The sequence below is a fragment of the Aeromicrobium tamlense genome (genome assembly GCF_013408555.1).
Lineage (GTDB): Bacteria > Actinomycetota > Actinomycetes > Propionibacteriales > Nocardioidaceae > Aeromicrobium > Aeromicrobium tamlense.
Genome location: NZ_JACBZN010000001.1, coordinates 732,056 through 750,335, shown reverse-complemented (window position 1 = coordinate 750,335; position 18,280 = coordinate 732,056). Strand labels below are relative to the sequence as shown.

At 72.2% G+C, this 18,280-nt stretch carries 17 protein-coding genes; 5 read left to right on the top strand and 12 right to left on the bottom strand.

Features of this window, described 5'->3' with window-relative positions:
- The gene (gene amaB / locus BJ975_RS03810) at positions 1-1,503 is read right to left on the bottom strand and encodes an L-piperidine-6-carboxylate dehydrogenase (RefSeq protein WP_179423798.1); all 1,503 of its coding nucleotides are present in this window, start codon (positions 1,501-1,503) and stop codon (positions 1-3) included.
- Between the two features lie 79 nt (positions 1,504-1,582).
- Complete coding sequence (locus BJ975_RS03805; RefSeq protein ID WP_179423797.1) at positions 1,583-2,665, bottom strand: saccharopine dehydrogenase family protein; 1,083 nt, start codon at positions 2,663-2,665, stop codon at positions 1,583-1,585.
- Positions 2,666-2,734: 69 nt separating this feature from the next.
- On the opposite strand from BJ975_RS03805, the gene BJ975_RS03800 reads away from it, so the two are divergent.
- On the top strand, positions 2,735-3,622 hold the full coding sequence (locus tag BJ975_RS03800) for a LysR family transcriptional regulator (protein ID WP_179423795.1): 888 nt from the start codon (positions 2,735-2,737) through the stop codon (positions 3,620-3,622).
- Positions 3,623-3,626: 4 nt separating this feature from the next.
- Here BJ975_RS03800 and BJ975_RS03795 read toward each other — a convergent pair whose 3' ends face one another.
- The 3 genes from BJ975_RS03795 to leuA are packed head-to-tail and all read right to left on the bottom strand — an operon-like array spanning position 3,627 to position 7,347.
- Complete coding sequence (locus BJ975_RS03795; RefSeq protein WP_317628209.1) at positions 3,627-4,922, bottom strand: ankyrin repeat domain-containing protein; 1,296 nt, start codon at positions 4,920-4,922, stop codon at positions 3,627-3,629.
- A complete protein-coding gene (locus tag BJ975_RS03790) occupies positions 4,919-5,569 on the bottom strand; it encodes a GntR family transcriptional regulator (RefSeq protein ID WP_179423793.1) in 651 nt (216 codons plus the stop codon). Before BJ975_RS03790 ends, BJ975_RS03795 begins: the two co-directional genes overlap by 4 nt.
- Before the next feature lie 44 nt (positions 5,570-5,613).
- Positions 5,614-7,347: a 2-isopropylmalate synthase gene (gene leuA, locus BJ975_RS03785; RefSeq protein ID WP_179423791.1), complete on the bottom strand. Its 1,734-nt coding sequence runs from the start codon at positions 7,345-7,347 to the stop codon at positions 5,614-5,616.
- A gap of 188 nt (positions 7,348-7,535) precedes the next feature.
- Between leuA and BJ975_RS03780 the strand changes: the two genes are divergently transcribed.
- The gene (locus tag BJ975_RS03780; RefSeq protein WP_179423789.1) at positions 7,536-8,525 is read left to right on the top strand and encodes a glutathione S-transferase C-terminal domain-containing protein; all 990 of its coding nucleotides are present in this window, start codon (positions 7,536-7,538) and stop codon (positions 8,523-8,525) included.
- Here BJ975_RS03780 and BJ975_RS03775 read toward each other — a convergent pair.
- From BJ975_RS03775 to BJ975_RS03765, 3 genes are read right to left on the bottom strand one after another with little or no spacing between them, the layout of a single operon-like run.
- Entirely contained in the window at positions 8,518-10,644 is a 2,127-nt protein-coding gene (locus tag BJ975_RS03775) for a transglutaminase TgpA family protein (protein ID WP_179423787.1), read from the bottom strand. The two genes, BJ975_RS03780 and BJ975_RS03775, sit on opposite strands and share 8 nt — an antisense overlap.
- Positions 10,641-11,777: a DUF58 domain-containing protein gene (locus BJ975_RS03770; protein WP_179423785.1), complete on the bottom strand. Its 1,137-nt coding sequence runs from the start codon at positions 11,775-11,777 to the stop codon at positions 10,641-10,643. Before BJ975_RS03770 ends, BJ975_RS03775 begins: the two co-directional genes overlap by 4 nt.
- Positions 11,778-11,779: 2 nt before the next feature.
- Complete coding sequence (locus tag BJ975_RS03765) at positions 11,780-12,694, bottom strand: AAA family ATPase (protein ID WP_179423783.1); 915 nt, start codon at positions 12,692-12,694, stop codon at positions 11,780-11,782.
- Between the two features lie 69 nt (positions 12,695-12,763).
- Between BJ975_RS03765 and BJ975_RS03760 the strand changes: the two genes are divergently transcribed.
- Positions 12,764-13,213: a flavodoxin family protein gene (locus tag BJ975_RS03760; RefSeq protein WP_179423781.1), complete on the top strand. Its 450-nt coding sequence runs from the start codon at positions 12,764-12,766 to the stop codon at positions 13,211-13,213.
- A 19-nt stretch (positions 13,214-13,232) separates the two neighbouring features.
- Here the strand turns inward: BJ975_RS03760 and BJ975_RS03755 are convergent, their stop codons facing one another.
- Positions 13,233-14,246 carry a PHP domain-containing protein gene (locus BJ975_RS03755; RefSeq protein ID WP_179423779.1) on the bottom strand — a complete coding sequence of 338 codons (1,014 nt, stop codon included), beginning with the start codon at positions 14,244-14,246 and terminating at the stop codon, positions 13,233-13,235.
- A gap of 29 nt (positions 14,247-14,275) precedes the next feature.
- Positions 14,276-14,848, bottom strand: a complete 573-nt coding sequence (locus tag BJ975_RS03750; protein WP_233456622.1) for a LysE/ArgO family amino acid transporter — start codon at positions 14,846-14,848, stop codon at positions 14,276-14,278.
- 103 nt (positions 14,849-14,951) lie between these two features.
- On the opposite strand from BJ975_RS03750, the gene BJ975_RS03745 reads away from it, so the two are divergent.
- On the top strand, positions 14,952-15,800 hold the full coding sequence (locus BJ975_RS03745; protein WP_179423775.1) for a LysR family transcriptional regulator ArgP: 849 nt from the start codon (positions 14,952-14,954) through the stop codon (positions 15,798-15,800).
- A gap of 70 nt (positions 15,801-15,870) precedes the next feature.
- Positions 15,871-17,028, top strand: a complete 1,158-nt coding sequence (locus tag BJ975_RS03740) for an HNH endonuclease signature motif containing protein (RefSeq protein WP_179423773.1) — start codon at positions 15,871-15,873, stop codon at positions 17,026-17,028.
- Here the strand turns inward: BJ975_RS03740 and era are convergent.
- Positions 17,025-17,942 carry a GTPase Era gene (gene era, locus BJ975_RS03735; protein ID WP_179423771.1) on the bottom strand — a complete coding sequence of 306 codons (918 nt, stop codon included), beginning with the start codon at positions 17,940-17,942 and terminating at the stop codon, positions 17,025-17,027. The two genes, BJ975_RS03740 and era, sit on opposite strands and share 4 nt — an antisense overlap.
- Positions 17,939-18,271: a cytidine/deoxycytidylate deaminase family protein gene (locus BJ975_RS03730; RefSeq protein WP_179423770.1), complete on the bottom strand. Its 333-nt coding sequence runs from the start codon at positions 18,269-18,271 to the stop codon at positions 17,939-17,941. The genes era and BJ975_RS03730 overlap by 4 nt, the downstream gene beginning before the upstream one ends.
- Between the last annotated feature and the right edge of the window lie 9 nt (positions 18,272-18,280).

Below are 18,280 nucleotides of genomic sequence, written 5' to 3'. Positions count from 1 at the left end.
TCAGCCGAAGTCGACGCCCTGCGCGAGCGGCAGCTCAGTGGAGTAGTTGATCGTGTTCGTCGACCGGCGCATGTAGCTCTTCCACGCGTCCGAGCCGGACTCGCGGCCTCCGCCGGTGTCCTTCTCACCGCCGAACGCGCCGCCGATCTCGGCGCCCGAGGTGCCGATGTTGACGTTGGCGATGCCGCAGTCCGAGCCGGTCGCCGAGACGAACAGCTCGGCCTCGCGCACGTCCATCGTGAAGATGGCGCTGGACAGGCCCTGGTCGACGGCGTTGTGCAGCGCGACGGCCTCGTCGAGGTCGCGGTACGTCAGCACGTAGAGCAGCGGCGCGAAGGTCTCGGCGCGCACGATCTCGGTCTGGTCGGGCATGTCGACGATCGCGGGGTGCACGTAGTGGCCACCCTCCACGCCCTCGGCGGTGGTGCCGCCGGTCAGCACGGCGCCGCCGTCGGAGCGCGCCTGGTCGAGGGCCTTGGCGAAGCCGGCCGCGGCGGACTCGTCCACCAGCGGGCCGACGAGCGTCCCGGAGTCCAGCGGCGAGCCGATCGGCAGGGTCTCGTAGGCGGCGACGAGGCGCTGGAGCAGCTCGTCCTTCACCGACTCGTGCACGATCACGCGACGCAGCGACGTGCAGCGCTGGCCGGCGGTGCCGACCGCCGAGAACACGATGCCGCGCACCGCCAGCTCGAGGTCGGCGCTGGGCGCGATGATCGCGGCGTTGTTGCCGCCGAGCTCCAGCAGGCTGCGGCCGAGGCGGGCGGCCACGCGGGGCGCGACCTCCTTGCCCATCCGCGTGGATCCGGTGGCCGAGACCAGCGGCACGCGCGGGTCGTCGACGAGCGCCTCGCCCACCTCGCGGGCGCCGACCACGACCTGCAGCAGGCCCTCGGGGGCACCCGAGCGTCGGGCGGCCTCCTCGGCGAGCGCGCGGCACGCGAGCGCCGTGAGCACGGTCTTCTCCGACGGCTTCCACACGATGCTGTCGCCGCAGACGAACGCCAGCGCGGCGTTCCACGACCACACCGCGACCGGGAAGTTGAAGGCGCTGATGACGCCGACGACGCCCAGCGGGTGCCACTGCTCCATCATGCGGTGGCCCGGTCGCTCGCTGGCGATCGTCAGGCCGTGCAGCTGGCGCGACAGGCCCACGGCCAGGTCGCAGATGTCGATCATCTCCTGGACCTCGCCGAGGCCCTCGGACAGGATCTTGCCGGCCTCGATCGTCACGAGGGCGCCGAGGTCGTCCTTGTGCTCGCGCAGCAGGTTGCCCAGCTCGCGGACGAACGCGCCGCGGGCGGGAGCCGGCACCGTGCGCCACTCCTGGAAGGCGGCGTGGGCCCGGCCCACGGCCTCGCCCACGGACTGCGCCGTGTCGGCCTGGAGGCGGCCCAGCTCGGAGCCGTCGATCGGGGTGCGGCAGACGATCTCGCCGTCGGCGGCGAACTGCGTGGACGCGCCGATGCGCCCGAAGATCTCGGTGACCTGGTCAGAAATGCTCATGCCGACTCCTTCGTCGAAGAAAGTGCAGGGTACGAAGAAGCCGGCATTCGGGGCCCCTCGTTCACTCGCTGGCGCTCGTTCATGCGTCGATCTTTCCGTGGGTGTCGAAGAGCTGGCCGGAGTACGTCGCGAGCAGGTCGGTCAGGGAGATGTCCTCCTGCCGGACGAAGCCGGTGGCGGGGAGCTTCCCGGCGGCGACCAGCTCGACGACGGCCACGGCGCTCGCCGCGGTGGTCCAGCTGATGGCGCGCCAGGTCTGGCCGTCGATCTCGATCGGCCGGTAGGCGCGGACGTGGTTGCGTCGGAACGGCTGGCCGGAGTGGATGCCCTCCACCGCGGCGTGCAGGTAGACGACGTCGTCGTTCACCGGCGGCTTGGCGTCCACCAGGATCCGGCCGACGAGCTCGCGCTCGTCGCGCAGGTTGAGCTCCTCGAACAGGAAGTGCATCTGCTCGAAGTGGCCCGGGTACCGCATCGTCTTGTAGTCCAGGCGCTGCAGGCGGCCCTCGTAGGTCTGGCACATCGTGCCGAGGCCGCCCGAGGTCAGCGCGGCCTCGAGCTCGATGCCGCCGATGACGACGCGCTCCTTCTCGGTCATCGGGGGCACCATGCGGCGCTCGCCGGACCGAACGACCTCGCAGTCGTTGAGGTACTCGTTGACGACGCCCTCGGCCGACCAGTTGAACGCGTAGCCCAGCAGACCCGTGGGGTTCTGCGGCAGCGCGCCGACCTTCAGCTCCATGCTGCGGATCGAGTCGAACGTCGAGGCCAGGCTGGCGCCGACGATGCCGATGAGGCCGGGCGCCAGACCGCACTGGGGGACGAACACGCTGTCGGGGCGGTCCTTCGACAGCTCGATCACGCGGTTCGTCGTGGGGACGTCCTCGGTGAGGTCGAAGTAGTGCACGCCGGTGTCGTGCGCGGCCTCCGCGACGGCGATGTTCAGGTGGTACGGCAGGCACGAGACGACGCCGTCGACCTCGCTCAGCGCCGCGCGCAGCGCGTCGGCGTCGGCGACGTCCAGCACCCGCGTCTGCAGGTTCGGCACCTCCCGCTCGCGCGAGTCGAAGCCGACCACCTTGAACTCCGCGCGCGACAGCAGGTGCGCGACGAGCTCTCCGACCTTGCCGAGTCCGAACACGGCGACGTTCTCAATCCTCACTACCCCATCGTCTGCCTGATGCGGCAGACTGTCCAGCGTAAGTTCTTCTAACGCATTCGGAGGACCACCGTGCGCGACCTGCCCGACCCGAACCGACTGCGGCTCCTCGTGGACGTCGCCCACCACGGCTCCATCGCCGGCGCCGCCCGTGCCAACAGCATCACCCCGTCGGCCGTCTCCCAGCAGATCACCACGCTCGAGCGCGAGTCCGGCGTGCCGCTGCTGGAGCGACTCCCCCGCGGCGTGGCCCTCACGGCCGCCGGCGAGGTGCTGGCCGAGCGCGGTCGCAGCCTCGTCCGCCTGCTCGAGGCCACTCGCGGCGACATCGACGGCTTCGACGACCACCTCGTCGGCCGGGTCCGCATCGGCACGATCGCCTCGGCCGCGCAGGAGTTCGTGCTGCCCACGCTGACCGACCTGCGCGAGCACCATCCCGGCATCGACGCCACCGTCACGGTGGCCGAGCCGCAGTCGAGCCTGGCCGCGCTGCACGAGGGCCGGATCGACCTCGCGCTCGTCGACGTCTACGAGCACGCCCCCATGCCCATCCCGCCGCGGGTGACCGCCACGAGCGTGCACCGCGAGCCGCTCGTGCTCATCGGGCGCGAGCCGTTCCCCGAGGGCACCACGCTGGCCGACCTCGCGGACGCGCCGTGGGTCATGCCACCCGCCGAGGCGGCGTGCGGCCAGTCGGTCCGCTACGCCTGCCGGCAGGCGGGCTTCGAGCCGCAGGTGCGCTGGGAGACCGACGACCTCCAGCTGCTGTCCCGCGCGGTCGCGGCCGGGCAGGGGGTCACCCTGCTGCCCCAGCTGGCGATCGACGTCGACCGGCGCGGACTGCACACCGCGGTCCCGGCCGGCGCCCGGCTCGGGCGCGAGATCCGCGCGGCCGTGCGCTCCGGCGAGCGCGACCGCCCGCTGCTGCGCGCCATCGTCGAGGCGCTGCGGGCGCGCTGAGCCCTCAGGCCCGCTCGAGCAGCCGGACGATCCCGTCGTACCCGGCGGCTCGCGCGTGCTCCAGCGCCGTCACGCCGTTCTTGTCGGCGATGCCCGTGTCCACGCCGGCGTCGACGAGAAGCCGGACGATCTGCTCGTAGCGGCGCGAGCCGTCGCCGAGGATGACCGCCTCCAGCAGCGCGGTCCAGCCCAGGTCGTTCACGTGATCGAGGTCGACGTCGGTGCGGATGACGCGGCGGATGTAGTCCACGTGGCCGCGCTCCCCCGCCGGGATCGGCGAGAGGCCGCCGTACCGGTTCTCGATGGTGAGGTCGGGACGGGCGGGCAGCAGCGCCTCCAGCATCGCGACGCTGCCCGTCACCCCCGTCACGAGCCAGGGCGTGTCGTGCTGGTGGTCGAGCGCGTCCGGGTCGGCACCCATCGCCACCAGCAGGCGGGCCACCGCGACGCTGTCGTGGGTCGAGGCCAGCAGCAGCGGCGTCTGGCGCAGCTCGTTGCGGACCTCGAGGTCGGCGCCCGCACGCAGGGCGAGGGCAGCGGCGTCCGCGTCTCCCTCGCGCGCCGCCGCGAGCAGCCGGCGGCCGGCGACCTCGGGGCCCACCTTCTCGGCGCCCCGGGCCCTCTGCAGCAGGCGCGCCTGCGGCTCGAGCCCGTGCCGCTCGGCCAGCTGCACCGGCGTGAGTCCGTCGCGCCGGGACGCGATCCGCACGTCGGCTCCCCCGGCGACGAGCACGCGCACGGTGTCGACGTACTGGCGCCGGCGCTCGGGCTTGGCGAAGACGAGGGCCTCGTGCAGGCCCACCCAGCCGAGGGTGTTGACGTGATCCGGGTCGGCGCCGGCCTGCAGCAGGCGCCCGACGACCCAGGCGTGCCCGCGCTCGGCCGCGCGGATCACGCCGGTGCCGTCGAACGAGTCGTGCACGTCGAGGTCCGCGCCGTGCCGCAGCGTGAGGTCGAGCAGGGCGCGACGCCCCTCGCTCGCGGCGATGAGGTGGGCACTCTGGACGGTGTCGTCGGTGGCGTTGACGTCGGCGCCGGCGGCGATCAGCCGACGCGCGGCCGTCACGTCGTCGTCCCAGGCGGCGGCGATCAGCCGGGCGTCGAGCTGGTCCTGGTCGAGGTCCATCAGCGGGTCCTTCCGCGAGGGGGACGGGGACGCCGTGGTGGGCGGCGTCGTCGGGGTGGCCGTCGTGCTCGCGGCAAGCCGCTCGGCCCGGTCCTCCCCCGACGCCTGGCAGGCCGCCAGCAGGAGCCCGGCCGAGGCCACGATCGCCGCGAGCGACGCGGTGCGCAGGCTCACGAGACCGGTCCCCGAGTGCGCAGCGCGTTCTCGACCGTGGTCCGCGCGTGGTCCTCCGTGATCCGCCGGGCCCGGTCGGCGTCGCCGCTGGCGATCGCGTCGAACAGCGCGACGTGCTCGGCGTGGATCGGCGCCGGATCGGTGTGCTGCGCGAGCAGCCAGCGGCGACGCTGCGACACCGTGCCCAGCACCTCGTGCGCCATCGTGCCCTCGCCGAGGGCGGCGAGCGCGTCGTGGAACCGGCCGTTGGCCGCGACGGCCGCGTCGAGGTCGCCCCGGTCGATGGCGTCCTGCGCCTCGTCCAGCACCGCGCGCAGGCCGACGAGCCCCTCGTCCGTGACGGTCGCGACGACCTGGCCCACCAGCACGCGCTCGAGGGCGGCGCCGACCTCGGCCAGCTCGGCGATCTGGCCGGGCTCGTAGGCCCGGACCGCGATGCCGCGGGTGTCACGGTCGACCGCGAAGCCCTCCAGCACGAGTGCCTGCAGCGCCTCGCGCACGGGGATCCGCGAGACGCCGAGGTCGGACGCGATCGTCCGCTCCACGAGGCGGGTGCCCGGCGCGTGCGTGCCCGCGATGATCCGCTCGCGGATCAGGTCGCGGACGTCGTCGCGCAAGGGGCGGAACGAGGTCGAGGTCGTTGGCATACCAAAACGGTATACCAACGACCCCGACGTCGGACCTTGCTCGCTCAGCCCACCGGGATGGTGGTGGCCTCCGCGCGGTTGGCGGCGCACACCACGGCACGCAGCGACGCGGTGACGATGTTCTCGTGGATGCCGACGCCCCACACGACCTCGCCGGCGATCTCGCACTCGACGTAGGCCGCGGCCTTCGCGTCGCCGCCCGAGCTGAGCGCGTGCTCGCTGTAGTCCAGGACACGGATGTCGGCCCCGGCCTGACGCATGCCGTCGACGAAGGCCGCGACCGGACCGTTGCCCTCGCCCTTGAACGAGCGCTCCTGGCCACGGACGACGAGGTCGACGACCTGCTCGTCGCGACCGTCCTCGGTGGTGACCGAGGTGAAGCGCGTCAGCGAGTACGGCTCGTCGCGCTCCAGGTACTCGCGCGTGAACGCGCCCCAGATCTCGTCGGGCTGGATCTCGCCGGCCTCGCCCTCGCTCATCGACTGGATCGCGCGGCTGAACTCGATCTGCAGGCGACGCGGCAGGTCGAGCTGGTGCTCGGTCTTCATGATGTACGCGACGCCGCCCTTGCCGGACTGGCTGTTGACGCGGATGACGGCCTCGTACGTGCGGCCGACGTCGTGCGGGTCGATCGGCAGGTAGGGCGCCTCCCACGGCAGCTCGGCGACCGGGACGCCCTGCGCGGCGGCCTGGCGGTCGAGATCCTCCAGGCCCTTCTTGATCGCGTCCTGGTGCGAGCCGCTGAACGCGGTGTAGACCAGGTCGCCCGCGTACGGGTGGCGCGGGTGGACCGGCAGGTTCGTGCAGTACTCGACCGTGCGACGGACCTCGTCGATGTCGGAGAAGTCGATCTGCGGGTCGATGCCCTGGCTGAACAGGTTCATGCCCAGCGTCACCAGGTCGACGTTGCCGGTGCGCTCGCCGTGGCCGAACAGGCAGCCCTCGACGCGGTCGGCGCCGGCCATCATCGCCAGCTCGGTGGCGGCCACGGCGGTGCCGCGGTCGTTGTGCGGGTGCAGCGAGATCGCGACGGCGTCACGACGGCTGATGCTGCGGCTGAACCACTCGATCTGGTCGGCGTACGTGTTCGGCGTGGCCATCTCGACGGTGGCCGGCAGGTTCAGGATGATCTCGCGGTCGCCCTCGGGCTGCCAGACGTCCATGACGGCCTCGCAGACCTCGAGGCTGAACTCCAGCTCGGCGCCCGTGAAGATCTCGGGGCTGTACTGGTAGCCGAACGCGGTGTCGCCCAGCAGCTGCTCGGCGTACTTCATCACCATCTCGGTGCCCCGGGTGGCGATGGCGCGGCACTCGTCGCGGTCGACGTTGAACACGACGCGGCGGAACAGCGGAGCGACCGCGTTGTACAGGTGCACGTTGGCGCGCGGGGCGCCCACCAGCGACTCGACGGTGCGCTCGATCAGGTCCTCGCGGGCCTGCGTCAGCACCGAGATCGTGACGTCCTCGGGGACGGCGCCGCCCTCGATCAACGAGCGGACGAAGTCGAAGTCGGTCTGGCTGGCCGACGGGAAGCCGACCTCGATCTCCTTGTAGCCCATGCGCACGAGCAGGTCGAACATGCGGCGCTTGCGGGCCGGGGTCATGGGATCGATCAGGGCCTGGTTGCCGTCGCGCAGGTCGGTGGAGAGCCAGCGCGGGGCCTGCGTGATCTGCTGGGCCGGCCACGTGCGGTCGGGCAGGTCGATCGGGGTGAAGGGCTGGTAGCGGCCGAACGGCATGCCGGAGGGCTGCTGGGGGGAAACAGGGTTGTTCTTCATGGGAGGTCTTCCTCGGGGATCGTCGAGCGATTCAGCGGCCGGCCATGACTGACTCCGCGCCGAGGGGTCCGACCTTCAGAGGACCTCGACGCGGCGGCGAAGGAGGAGGTTCGCGATCCGCATGATGGGGCCAGCGTAGCACCGGCCGTTCCCGGCGCGGATCGTCCCGGGTGGCTAGGGTCGGGAGCATGGCCGACGACGCACACGCCACGACCGGTTCGTACGTGAAGGCCGGCTCGGCCTTCGACCGCGACATGAACTACATCCCCGACCGCATCACGCGCGACGGCGGCGCCCCTGCGGATGACCGCGCGGGCACCGGCAAGCCGCCCGTGGCCGACGCGCCCACGTGGCCCGTCGAGCCCGGCCGCTACCGGCTCGTCGCCGCGAAGGCGTGCCCCTGGGCCACCCGCGCCCTGATCGTCCGCGACCTGCTCGGACTGCAGGACGTCATCAGCGTGGGCCTCCCCGGCCCCACCCACGACGCCCGCAGCTGGACCTTCGACCTCGACCCCGGCGGCGTCGACCCCGTCCTGGGCATCGAGCGGCTCCAGCAGGCCTACTTCGCGCGCTACCCCGACTACCCGCGCGGCATCACCGTGCCGGCGATGGTCGAGGTCGCCTCGGGTCAGGTCGTCACGAACGACTTCCCGTGGATCACCCACGACCTGTTCTTCGAGTGGCGCGAGCACCACTCCCCCGACGCCCCCGACCTCTGGCCCGCCGCCGTGCGCGACGAGATGGAGGACGTCATGGAGCGCGTGTTCACCGAGGTGAACAACGGCGTCTACCGGTGCGGCTTCGCCGGGTCGCAGGAGGCGTACGACGCGGCCTACGACCGGCTCTGGAGCACGATGGACTGGCTCGAGCACCGCCTTTCCGACCGTCGCTATCTCATGGGCGACGCGATCACCGAGGCCGACGTGCGCCTGTTCACCACGCTCGCGCGCTTCGACGCCGTCTACCACGGTCACTTCAAGTGCAACCGCAACCAGCTCACCGAGATGCCGCACCTGTGGCGCTACGCCCGCGACCTCTACGCACACCCCGCGTTCGGCGGCAACACCGACTTCGAGCAGATCAAGCAGCACTACTACGTGGTGCAGACCGACATCAACCCGACGCAGATCGTGCCGAAGGGGCCCGACACCTCGGTGTGGCTCGAGCCCGTCACCTGAGCAGCGACCGCGGCGCGAGCCGCGCCCACCAGCGCGCCTTGCGGCTGCTGGCGGCCTGCAGCGACTCCACGACGCGCTGCGCCTCCTCGACCCGAGCCGTGCCCGGTCCGGTCCCGGCGTAGCGGTCGCGCTCGACCTGGGCGACGAGCCCGTCGAGGTCGGACCCCGCGACGCCGTGGGACTCGAGCCGGCCCGCGAACACCCGCGGTGTCTCGGTGGGGTCGAGGCCGATGCCGAGGTCGCGCGCGGTGTCGGAGACCTCGCTCCACAGCGGCTCGCTGGATCGCTTGCCCGCGCTCCACCGGCGACGGCGACGCACCTGGCGGACCAGCGCGGGAACCGCGCCGAGCACGGACACCGTGAGCAGCGCCAGCAGGGCGGGCCGCCACGTGGGGCCCGTCTCGCCGGCGGACTGCTGCGCGGACTGCTCGTCCTGCGGGTCGAGGGTCCGCCCGTTCTGGCCGCTCGCCTCGGGAACCTCGGAGTCGGCGTCCGAACCGCCGCTCGACTCGACCTCCTCGGCGAACTCGGTGGCCTCGCCGATGCCCGGCGTCGCGTCGAAGGGGATCCAGCCGATGTCGCGGAAGTACACCTCGGTCCAGGCGTGCAGGTCGTCGGAGTCGACGCCGAACGTCGACTCGTCGACCGAACGGCCCAAGAGGCTGTCGCCCGGCGCGTAGCCGACCGCGACGCGCGTGGGCACGTCGAGCACGCGACCCATCACGGCCAGGGTGGACGCGAAGTGCACGCAGTACCCGGTCTGCTTCTCCAGGAACTCCTCCATGACGTCGAGCCCGTTGCCGTCGTAGCCCTCGTCCACCGGCGCCTCGACCGAGTACGAGAAGTCGGTGCGCAGCCAGTCCTGGAGCGCCAGCATGCGGTCGTAGTCGTTGTCCGCGTCGCCGGCGCGCTCGCGGGCCAGCCGCGTGACCAGCTCGGGCACGTCGTCCGGCAGCGAGCGGTACGAGTCGAGCGACCGTCCCGCGTCGCCGGCGTCGCGGACCTGGTCGGCCGTGGGCAGCCGGTCCAGGCTCGTCACGGTGTAGCTCTGGTCCTCGGTCGTGGTGCGACCCTGGGCCCGCACGGTGCTGCCGTCGCGCAGCCACTGCCAGTCACCCTCGAGGCCCTTGATGCTGGTGGCCGGGTACGGCACCGGCAGCAGGCTCGAGCGCAGGCTCTCGATCCGGATGCTGGTGGTGCGCTCCTCGGACGTGATGGTCTCGTCGAGGTCGTCGAGGCCCTCGATGTCGAGGTCGCCCATGACCGGACTGGGGATCCAGGAACGCCCGCTGAACTGACGCAGCGTCGCGACCTTGAGGTACTGGCCCGTGGTGCCCTCGGTGGAGTACGTCAGGACGCGGCGGGGCTGGGTCTGGCGCAGGTTGCGGCCCAGCTCGATCATCGGGTTGATGCCGGTGCCGAAGACCTGGCTCTCGGCGACGCCGAAGTCGCTCGAGGTGGGGTCGATCTCGGGCCCGACGACCGGCACCACCAGCGCGACGGCCACCGCGCCGACGCCCGTGACGGCCGCGGCACCGCTCGGGATGACGCCGACGTGCGGGGACTCCGACCACCACAGCCACAGCCACGCCACGGCCGTGCCGGCGAACAGCCACCACGGGGGCATCTCCATCGCGATGACGCTGGGGACGACGAGCATCGTCGCCCACAGCAGCCCGAGAAGCGGCACACGCCACGCCTGGCGGGCCACGGCGTCGGACAGCACGAAGATCACGAGGTACGCGATCGCGACGAGCAGCACCACCGAGTCGGGCGGCAGGATCGGCGCGACCTCCTCCACGATCGTGGTCCGGGCATCGCCGAGCATGGACGCCAGCTCGACGAACGAGGACGGCGTGGGGATGCCGAGGACGGTGGTGCCGGGAACGAACATCCACACCAGCCCGAGCACCGCGGCCAGGGCGCCGGCGGGCGTGGCCCACGTGGGCGCGAAGAGGCGGACCACGGCGGTCACCGCCGCGACGGAGACCATGAGCGACAGCACCACGACCATCCAGCGCAGGCCGTCGAACAAGGGCGCGAAGCCACCGAGCAGCACGGCCGTCGCGCCCAGCACCACCAGCGTGTCGTTGAGCTCGTCGCCGCGGTCGCGCCTCACGCCGGCACCCCCGTCGCCGCGGCCCATGCGGCCTCCAGGTCCTCGTTCGAGTCGCGGACGACGACGTGCCAGCCGGCCGCGGCGAGGGCGCCGTGGGCGTCCTCGGAGGTGCCGCGGGCGACGAACGCGATCGTGTCGCGCGACGGCACGGCCTGGAGCAGGCGAGCAGCCGAGGTGGAGTCGAGCGAGCCGGTCATGACGAAGGTGGTGCGCTCGCGCGCCGGGATGATCAGGGGCGAGGAGTCGGGCTCGGCGAGCGCCAGCACCACGAGGGCGTCCTGCAGACCGTGGCCGGACTCGAGCGACACCTGCTGGGCGCCGGTGGCGAGGTCGACGTCGAAGCCGCGTCCCCCGTAGTGGGCGACGACCGAGGCGGCGGCCGAGACGCTCCACTCGAAGCCGGCGTGGTCGTGGACGCGCGGGTCGGCGTCGAGGACGACCAGGACGGTGGGCCGCAGCTCGGACTCCTCCTGCCGCACCATCGGCTCGCCGTGGTGGGCGGTGGCCTTCCAGTGCCAGCGCTTCAGGGCGTCGCCCGGCAGGTAGGGGCGCGCGATGACGTCGTCCTGCCCCAGGCCCGAGGTCGGGTGCAGCCGCGTGGCCCCGTCGGTGGCGCCGGCCGGGCCCACCCGCACGTCGAGCGAGTGACGACGCGGCAGCACGATGAAGCGGTCGCGGCCGCCCGCGACGAGGGAGCGCTGCACCAGCCCGAAGGCGTCGCCCACCGAGACCGAGAACGGGCCGAGCTCGTGACTCCCGCGACGGCGCCCGGTGACGACGTACTCCACCCGGGCGCGTGGCTCGCCGGTGACGGGGACCGTGCCGGTGGCCGTGCCGAGCACGGTGCTGGGCAGGCGGTCGCGCCAGTGACCCGCGACGACCGGCACGCCCGAGACGACGCCGACGTCCAGCACGACCTCGACCGGCTCGTCGGGCTCGACGATCGCGGGCGTCACGGTGCGGGTGAGCACGAGCCTCGGCCGGGCCAGCACGGCGAGGACCACCGCGACGGCGACGAGCCCGGCGCACAGTCCCGTGACGTAGAGGAGCGCGGGGATGCCGACGAGGGCGGCCAGGGCGAGGCTCACCGCAGCGGCCGCGATCAACGCGATGGACCGTCCGGTGAGCCACATGGTCAGACCGGGACCCTGCGCAGGATGTCCGACACGATCTCGTCGGAGCTCCCGCCACCACGCAGCGGGACCAGGCGGTGGGTCAGCACGAGGGGCGCGAGCTCGACCACGTCGTCCGGCAGGACGAACTCACGGTCGCGGACGGCGGCGAGGGCCTTGGCGGCGCGCACCAGCTGGAGCGTGGCGCGCGGGCTGGCGCCCAGGCGGAGGTCGCCCGACTCGCGCGTGGCGCGGGCCAGGGCGACGACGTAGCGCTCGACCGACTCGGCCACGTGGATGCCGCGGGCGTGCGCGATCATCTGCTGCAGGTCGTCGACGAGGATCACCGACTCGAGCAGCGCCGCCGGGTCGCGGGTGTCGCGGTCGCGCAGCATCGCCAGCTCGGCGTCGGTGTCGGGGTAGCCGAGCGAGATGCGCGCCATGAACCGGTCGCGCTGCGCCTCCGGCAGGACGTACGTCCCCTCCATCTCGAACGGGTTCTGCGTGGCCACCACCATGAACGGGCGGGGCAGCGGGTAGGTGGTGCCGTCGACCGAGACCTGGCGCTCCTCCATCGACTCCAGCAGCGCCGACTGGGTCTTGGGCGAGGCGCGGTTGATCTCGTCGCCGACCACGAGGTTCGCGAAGACGGCGCCGGGCTTGAACTCGAACTCCGCGCTGGCCTGGTTGAACACCGAGACGCCGGTGACGTCGGACGGGAGCAGGTCGGGCGTGAACTGGATGCGTCGCACCGAGCCGTCGACCGAGCGGGCCAGGGCGCGGGCGAGCGCAGTCTTGCCGACTCCGGGGACGTCCTCGATGAGCAGGTGGCCCTCGGCCAGCATCACCACGAGGGCAGTCTCGATCGCCTGCTGCTTGCCGTCGATGACCTTGGCCACGTTGTCGAGGACGGCCTGTGCTGCTGCGGCGAAGTCCATGGCCTGATCCTAGGCACACCGAGCAATATCGGACACGCGAACGAACGGACCGGCGGCTACGGTGACGCCATGGCCCGCCTCCTCGTCGTTCAGCACTGTCCCACCCCGCGTCTGACCACCCTCGGTGACGCCGTCCTGGCCGGTGCGCGCGACGACGCGATCGAGGGCGTCGAGGTCGTCGTGCGTTCCGCGCTCGAGGCCACCGTCGAGGACGTCCTGGCGGCCGACGGCTACGTGCTGGGCACGTCGGCGAACCTCGGCTACATCTCGGGCGCCCTCAAGCACTTCTTCGACACGGTCTACAACGACGTGCGCGAGCCCACCGCCAAGCGGCCCGTCTCGTACTGGATCCGCGGTGGCTACGACACGATCGGCGCCGAGCGCGCGATGGAGTCGATCACGACCGGACTGCAGTGGACCCTGGCCGCTCCCCCGCTGGTCTTCACCGGCGATGTCGACCCGCACCTCGACGCGGCCACCGAGCTCGGCGGCACGCTCGCCGCGCTGCTCATGGCCTGATCCGGGCTCCTGCGGCTCGCTAGCGTCGTAGCCACTCCCGCAGGCGGTCGAGCGGCCAGGTCGTGACGATCCGGTCGGGGTCGATGCCACGATCGGCCGCGCGGGCGGCGCCGTGGTCGAGGAAGTCCAGCTGGCCCGGCGCGTGGGCGTCCGTGTCGATCGCGAACAGGCAGCCCAGGTCGTACGCGAGGTCGATCAGCTCGTCCGGCGGGTCCTGGCGCTCCGGGCGGGAGTTGATCTCGACGGCGACGCCGTGCTCGGCGCACGCGCGGAAGACCTGATCGGGGTCGAACTGGGACTGCTTCCGGGTGCCACGCGAGCCCTCGACGAGGCGGCCGGTGCAGTGCCCCAGCACGTCGGTGTGCGGGTTCGAGACCGCGGCGACCATGCGCCGCGTCATCGCCGGGGCGTCCATGCGCAGCTTCGAGTGGACGCTCGCCACCACCACGTCGAGGCGACCGAGGAGGTCGTCGTCCTGGTCGAGCGCGCCGTCGTCGAGGATGTCGACCTCGATGCCCGTCAGCAGCGTGACGTCGGGGAACTGGTCGTTCACGTCGGCGACGACCTCGAGCTGCACCTCGAGACGCTCGCGGCTCAGCCCGTTGGCGACCGTGAGCCGGGGCGAGTGGTCGGTGATGGCCTGGTACTCGCGGCCGCGCCAGACCGCCGCGCGCGCCATCTCCTCGATCGGGCTCCCACCGTCGGACCAGTCGGAGTGGCTGTGCAGGTCGCCCCGCAGCAGGGCCCGGAGCTCGGCCCCGGCCTCGGCGAGAGGTCCGGTGTTGCGCGCGCGGAGGTCGGAGAGGTACTCCGGCACGTCGCCCGACAGCGCCTGCTCGACGACCGTGGTCGTGCGGGGGCCGAGGCCCTTCATCCGACCCAGCGAACCGTTCCCGGCACGCTCGACGACCTCGTCGGGGGTCAGGTCGGCGAGTGCCGCGGCGGCCTTGCGGAAGGCCTCGACCCGGTAGGTCGACGCACGCTCGCGCTCGAGCCAGAACGCGGTCTCGCGCAGCGCCTCGACGGGGTCCACCCCTCCATCGTGCGGGATGTCCTCGTGAGTCACCAGACCAGTGACGCCGCGATCACGAACATCACGAGGCCGATGACCAGGTCGAGCACCTGCCACGCCCGGGGGCGCGCGAGCAGGGGCGCGAGGCGCGTGGCCCCGAATCCCAGCGACGAGAACCACACGATGCTGCCGACGGAGGCGCCCGCTCCGAACCACCAGCGGTCGTCGCCGTGGGTCTGGGCGATCGAGCCGAGCAGCACCACCGTGTCGAGGTAGACGTGCGGGTTGAGCCAAGTGAGCGCCAGCACCTGCAGGATCACGGCACGCAGGGTGGCGGCGGTGCGCCCGGCGGCGTCCAGGTGCTCGGGGCGGAACGCGCGCCGGATCGAGCTGATGCCGTACCAGACCAGGAACGCCACGCCGAGCCACGTGACGACGTCGATGAGCCAGCCCGCGCGGTCGATGATCGCCCCGATGCCCGCGACGCCGGCGAGGATCAGCGCGAGGTCCGACACCGCGCAGATGGCGACGACGGCGCCGACGTGGGCACGCCGGATGCCCTGGCGCAGGACGAAGGCGTTCTGGGCGCCGATGACGACGATGAGGGACAGGCCGGTGATCATTCCGGTCACGAAGGCGTTCAGCACCATTCGACCGTAGGATCCGTGACGTCGTGAAGTCCAACGAATCTTTCTTCGCATGGTGAAGGAGTGCTTAACTCGATCCATGGACCTCTCCCCCGCCCAGCTGTCGGCGCTCGTGGCGATCGCCGACACCGGCTCCTTCGAGGCCGCGGCCGAGCGGCTTCACGTCACCCCGAGCGCCGTCAGCCAGCGCATCCGTGCGCTCGAGAGCGCCGTCGGCCGGGTGCTCGTGGGCCGCGGGACGCCCTGCGTGCCGACCGAGGCGGGAGCCCCACTCGTGCGGCTCGGCCGCCAGCTCGAGCTCGTCTTCGCAGAGGCACTCACGGACGGGCTGACCGAGGGCCCGACCGACCTCGCGCTGGCGATCAACGCCGACTCCCTGGCCACGTGGTTCCGGCCCGTGCTGGCCGAGATCGCCACGTGGGAGGGTGTCGCGCTGCGGCTGCGCGTGGAGGACGAGGGGCACAGCCACGACCTGCTGCGGCGCGGCGAGGTGGTCGCCGCGGTGACCAGCGACCCCTCCCCCGTCCAGGGCTGCTCGGTGACCCCGCTCGGCGCGATGAGGTACCTGCCGGTCGCCCACCCGTCGCTCCTTCGCTCGGGGCGAGCCGACTGGTCGGGCATGCCGATGGTCGTGTTCAACGCCAAGGACCGGCTCCAGCACGAGGAGCTTCGGCGCCACACCGAGGTCGCGCCTCCCGTCGTCCACGAGGTCCCGTCATCCGACGACTTCCGGGCCGCGATCGAGGCCGGGCTCGGCTGGGGGCTGCTCCCCGAGGCGCAGGCCCGCACCGGCATCGAGGGCGGCACGCTCACCCGGCTCGGCCGATCGGTGACACGCGTAGCCCTGTACTGGCAGCGCTGGCGACTCGACTCCGAGTTGCTCGACCGACTCAGCGACGCCGTGTCCACCCACTCACCCGGTCGATGAACCCGTCTCGCATCGCGGGAAGGACGGCGTGAATTAACTTCATGTTCGAACACCTGTTCTATGATGAGGCATGCTCAGGGCCCGCACCGACGACGAGGCATTCGCCGACGTCCGCCGCGAGCAGGCCCGCGCCGAGTACGCCACGTGGAATCTCATTCTGAACCACTTCGAACGCGCGACGAAGCTCATCGACGCAGCCGACCAGCCGTCGATCTGCAAGCAGCACGGCCGCAGCGCCGTGGTGCTCGACATGGCCCAGCAGCTGGCGATCTCCGAGCAGCGGGCGTGGGGCATCCTGCACGACGCCCGCACCCTGCGCGACCACACGCCTCGCGTCTGGGCCACGTTCCGGGTCGGTCACATCGACGCGGCGAAGGCGGGCGCGATCGCCGCCACGGTGGAGAGGCTGCGCACCTCCGAGGCCGTCGCTGCCGTGGACGCCTCCGCCGTCGACTACGCCGAGACGCACACGGTCGGCGAGCTCCGCTCGTGGCTGCGGCGCCTGCGCGCCCGGCTCGAGCCCGACGAGGTGGCGGACGAGACGGCACGCGCCGTGGAGGAGCGTCGCGTCAGCGTCACTCACCTCGACGACGGCACCAGCTGGCTGAACGCGCTGTTGCCCACCGGCGTGGCCGTGGTGGTGGCCGAGCGCCTCCGTCGTGCGGCGAAGGCGCTGCCCGCCGTCGACCCCGAGACGGGCGAGCGCGACCGCCGCACCCGTGACCAGAAGCAGGCCGACCTCGTAGCCCACTGGCTCACGTCGTGTGAGGGCACCGCGACCGATGTCCGCGCCGAGGTCGCGATCAGCATCGCGGCCACCGACCTCATCGGGCTCACGGACGGCCCGGGCCTCACTCTCGACGGCGAACCGGTCGGTGCCGCGTGGGTGCGCGAGCTGGCGCAGTCCGAGCACACCGTGCTGCGGCGGCTGGTGCTCGACGCGGCCGGCACCGTGCTCGACTCGACGGTTCTGGCCTACCGGCCCCCGGAGTCACTGCGGCAGGCCCTGCGCTTCAGGGACGGCGCCTGCCGGGTCGTCGGCTGCCGGGCTCCTGCCGGCTCGACCGACCTCGACCACGAGCTCGCCTACGACCGGGGCGGCACCACCTCGGCCGACAACCTGCGCTGCCTGTGCCGACGGCACCACAACATGAAGTCCCACGGACACCTCGACGACCGTCACCTCGACGGGCCGATGGCCCACGTCGAGCGGTACCGCGTGGCCTAGAAGCCGAGCTTGCGCAGCTGGCGCGGGTCGCGCTGCCAGTCCTTGGCCACCTTGACGTGCAGGTCGAGGTGCACGGGCGTGCCCAGCAGCCGCTCGATCTGCGAGCGCGAGTCGATGCCGATCTGCTTGAGGCGGGCGCCCTTCTTGCCGATGATGATGCCCTTCTGGCTGTCGCGCTCCACGTACACGTTGGCGCGCACGTCGAGCAGCGGCTTCTCGGCGGGACGGTCCTCGCGAGGCACGACCTCCTCGACCACGACCGCCAGCGAGTGCGGCAGCTCGTCGTGGACTCCCTCGAGCGCGGACTCGCGGATGATCTCGGCGATCAGCGTCTCCTCGGGCTCGTCCGTGAGCTGACCCTCGGGATACAGCGGCGGCCCCTCGGGGAGCGTGTCGATGAGGAGCGAGCCCAGCAGCTCGACCTGCTCGCCGGAGACGGCGGACACCGGCACGACCTCGTGCCAGGACAGGCCCGCTTCAGCGCCGGCGGCGGCGATCTCGGTCAGGTGCTCGGCGAGGCGGGCGGGAGTCACGAGGTCGGTCTTCGTGGCGATCGCGATGACCGGCTTGCGGCGCAGCGCCGCGATCTCCTTGATGAGGAAGCGGTCGCCCGGGCCGATCTTCTCGTTGGCCGGCAGGCACATGCCCACGGTGTCGACCTCGGCCCACGTGGTGCGGACCAGGTCGTTGAGGCGCTGTCCCAGCAGGGTGCGGGGCTTGTGCAGGCCGGGGGTGTCGACGAGGACGAGCTGGGCGTCCTCGCGGTGGACGAGGCCACGGATGACGTGGCGCGTGGTCTGGGGGCGCGAGGACGTGATCGCGACCTTGCCGCCCACGAGGGCGTTGGTCAGCGTGGACTTGCCGGCGTTGGGCCGGCCGACGAAGCAGGCGAAGCCGGAGCGGAACTGGCTCATGTCGACAGCACCGTGTCGACGGCGCCCGCCGGATCGGCGACCACGACGGTGACGCCGGCGCCGCCGAACTCGATCACCGAGTCCAGCCCGACCGGGACGTCGCCCTCGGTGACCAGCGCGGCGGCCTCCAGGCCCTTCGCGCCCGACGAGACGGCCATCGCGACGGCGAGGTCGAGCGCGGACACCCGCAGCGTGTCGAGGTGGACGGTGGCAGCGGCGTAGGTGCGGCCGTCGAGGTCACGCACGGCGGCCCCCTGGGCCACTCCGAGACGGGCACGAGAGGTCCGGGCGAGCGTCACGAGCTTCGCGTCCTCGGAGGTCAGGTCCATGCGACGAAT

Excerpts from the sequence above, each read along its gene's own strand:
- amaB (WP_179423798.1), bottom strand. The coding sequence starts at position 1,503 with ATGAGCATTTCTGACCAGGTCACCGAGATCTTCGGGCGCATCGGCGCG.
- BJ975_RS03790 (WP_179423793.1), bottom strand. The coding sequence starts at position 5,569 with ATGCCAACGACCTCGACCTCGTTCCGCCCCTTGCGCGACGACGTCCGC.
- leuA (WP_179423791.1), bottom strand. The coding sequence starts at position 7,347 with ATGAAGAACAACCCTGTTTCCCCCCAGCAGCCCTCCGGCATGCCGTTC.
- BJ975_RS03780 (WP_179423789.1), top strand. The coding sequence starts at position 7,536 with ATGGCCGACGACGCACACGCCACGACCGGTTCGTACGTGAAGGCCGGC.
- BJ975_RS03770 (WP_179423785.1), bottom strand. The coding sequence starts at position 11,777 with ATGTGGCTCACCGGACGGTCCATCGCGTTGATCGCGGCCGCTGCGGTG.
- BJ975_RS03765 (WP_179423783.1), bottom strand. The coding sequence starts at position 12,694 with ATGGACTTCGCCGCAGCAGCACAGGCCGTCCTCGACAACGTGGCCAAG.
- BJ975_RS03760 (WP_179423781.1), top strand. The coding sequence starts at position 12,764 with ATGGCCCGCCTCCTCGTCGTTCAGCACTGTCCCACCCCGCGTCTGACC.
- BJ975_RS03750 (WP_233456622.1), bottom strand. The coding sequence starts at position 14,848 with ATGATCACCGGCCTGTCCCTCATCGTCGTCATCGGCGCCCAGAACGCC.
- BJ975_RS03745 (WP_179423775.1), top strand. The coding sequence starts at position 14,952 with ATGGACCTCTCCCCCGCCCAGCTGTCGGCGCTCGTGGCGATCGCCGAC.
- BJ975_RS03740 (WP_179423773.1), top strand. The coding sequence starts at position 15,871 with ATGCTCAGGGCCCGCACCGACGACGAGGCATTCGCCGACGTCCGCCGC.
- era (WP_179423771.1), bottom strand. The coding sequence starts at position 17,942 with ATGAGCCAGTTCCGCTCCGGCTTCGCCTGCTTCGTCGGCCGGCCCAAC.
- BJ975_RS03730 (WP_179423770.1), bottom strand. The coding sequence starts at position 18,271 with ATGGACCTGACCTCCGAGGACGCGAAGCTCGTGACGCTCGCCCGGACC.